We start from the raw sequence: 2,190 nt of genomic DNA, 5'->3' as shown, positions 1-2,190 counted from the left end.
TTTTTTTTTTTATATTATAATTTTGTGGTGTTGCCCCTGGGTTACTTGTGTTGGGTGGGGGGGGGCCTCATCTCACCCCCCCCGCCCCCGCTCGCGGGCGGGGGGGTGCCGGACGGCTCGGTTTCGGCGTCCCCGGGTACGCCCATCCGCTGCTCGCACCGACCGAGTGGGCCGAGCTGGCCCGCCCGGGCACCCCGCTGCACTGGGCCGTCCTCAACATCGACAACGGCCCCGGCGCCCGCCCCGACCCGCACTGCCTGGAGGTCGTGGAACGGCTCCGCCACGTGCACGGGCGGCCCGGGCACGGCCAGGGCCCGTGGAAGCCGCGGGCGGGCGGCGGACAGCTGTTAGGCCACCTCGACCTGGCGTACGGCAGCCGCCTGTTCGCCGAGCTGATCGCCGACGCGCAGTGCTTCCTCGACTGGTACCGCGTCGACGGCTTCTACCTCGACCGCTGCCCGGCCGAGCGCGGCCACCTCCCGGTGGTGCGCCGGCTCACCAGCACCCTGGCGACGTTCCTGGAGCACGGCGGCCGCCCGTACGGGAAGGGGAGCGGGCCGCTGGTCCTGGGGGTGGGCACCCATCCGTACCCCGGCTACGCCGAGGCCGCCGACCAACTGGTCACCTTCAACGGGGCGTGGACCGACTACCGCTGGTCCCAGGTGGCGGAGTGGACCGCCTCCTACCCGCCGGAGCGGTTCGCTCACTTCGTCCACGGCGTCCCGCGCACCCACCTGGACGAGGCGATGCGGGTCGCCCGCTGGCAGGGCGCGGGCACGATCTTTTTCACGGATCGGGACGGCCGACGCGGACAGAACGACCCATTCACGACGCTGCCCAGGTACTGGGACGAAATCGTCTCGCGGATCGGACCTGGTATCTCGGAATGAGAAGGGGCGTGGCAGTGTTACGGGAAGAACAACCGTACGCAGTCGAAGTACGTAGAAACCGACCACCTGCATTGTTGAGGTTCCTGTGTCGCTGCCACCCCTGGTCGAGCCCGCCGCCGAGCTCACCGTCGACGAGGTCCGCAGGTACTCCCGCCACCTGATCATCCCGGATGTCGGGATGGACGGACAGAAGCGGCTGAAGAACGCGAAGGTGCTCTGTGTCGGCGCCGGCGGTCTCGGCTCGCCGGCCCTGATGTACCTGGCCGCGGCCGGTGTCGGCACGCTCGGCATCGTGGAGTTCGACGAGGTCGACGAGTCGAACCTGCAGCGCCAGATCATCCACAGTCAGTCCGACATCGGGCGCTCCAAGGCCGAGTCCGCCAAGGACTCGGTGCTGGGCATCAACCCGTACGTGAACGTGATCCTTCACGAGGAGCGGCTCGAGGCCGACAATGTGATGGACATCTTCGCCCAGTACGACCTGATCGTGGACGGCACGGACAACTTCGCCACCCGCTACCTGGTCAACGACGCGGCCGTGCTGCTGAACAAGCCGTACATCTGGGGTTCGATCTACCGGTTCGACGGCCAGGCGTCCGTCTTCTGGTCCGAGCACGGCCCCTGCTACCGCTGCCTCTACCCGGAGCCGCCGCCGCCGGGCATGGTCCCGTCCTGCGCCGAGGGCGGCGTGCTCGGGGTGCTGTGCGCCTCCGTCGGCTCCATCCAGGTCACCGAGGCCATCAAGCTGCTCGCCGGAATCGGTGACCCGCTGGTCGGCCGACTGATGATCTACGACGCCCTGGAGATGCAGTACCGCCAGGTCAAGGTCCGCAAGGACCCCGACTGCGCGGTCTGCGGCGAGAACCCCACCGTCACCGAGCTCATCGACTACGAGGCCTTCTGCGGTGTCGTGTCCGAGGAGGCCCAGGAGGCGGCGGCCGGTTCCACGATCACTCCCAAGCAGCTCAAGGAGTGGATCGACGCGGACGAGAAGATCGAGATCATCGACGTCCGCGAGCCGAACGAGTACGAGATCGTCTCGATCCCGGGCGCCAAGCTGATCCCGAAGAACGAGTTCCTGATGGGCAGCGCCCTCCAGGACCTGCCGCAGGACAGGCGCATCGTCCTGCACTGCAAGACGGGCGTCCGCAGCGCCGAGGTCCTCGCGGTCCTCAAGTCGGCGGGCTTCGCCGACGCGGTGCACGTGGGCGGCGGCGTGATCGGCTGGGTCAACCAGATCGAGCCCGAGAAGCCGGTGTACTGAGACACCCGACGCCATGGTGAAGGGGCCGGTCCGCAC

Annotated in this window: 2 protein-coding genes; both read left to right on the top strand. The window is 68.3% G+C overall.

The features are described from left to right. Positions 1-50 precede the first annotated feature (50 nt). A complete protein-coding gene (locus ACFCV8_RS35950) occupies positions 51-890 on the top strand; it encodes a spherulation-specific family 4 protein (protein ID WP_376689763.1) in 840 nt (279 codons plus the stop codon). An 85-nt stretch (positions 891-975) separates the two neighbouring features. Further along, positions 976-2,154 carry an adenylyltransferase/sulfurtransferase MoeZ gene (moeZ, locus tag ACFCV8_RS35945; RefSeq protein WP_376689762.1) on the top strand — a complete coding sequence of 393 codons (1,179 nt, stop codon included), beginning with the start codon at positions 976-978 and terminating at the stop codon, positions 2,152-2,154. Positions 2,155-2,190: the final 36 nt, after the last annotated feature.

It is taken from the genome of Streptomyces sp. NPDC056347, from assembly GCF_042262625.1.
In the GTDB taxonomy this organism is placed as follows: domain Bacteria; phylum Actinomycetota; class Actinomycetes; order Streptomycetales; family Streptomycetaceae; genus Streptomyces.
This window is presented reverse-complemented; position numbering and strand designations above follow the sequence as displayed.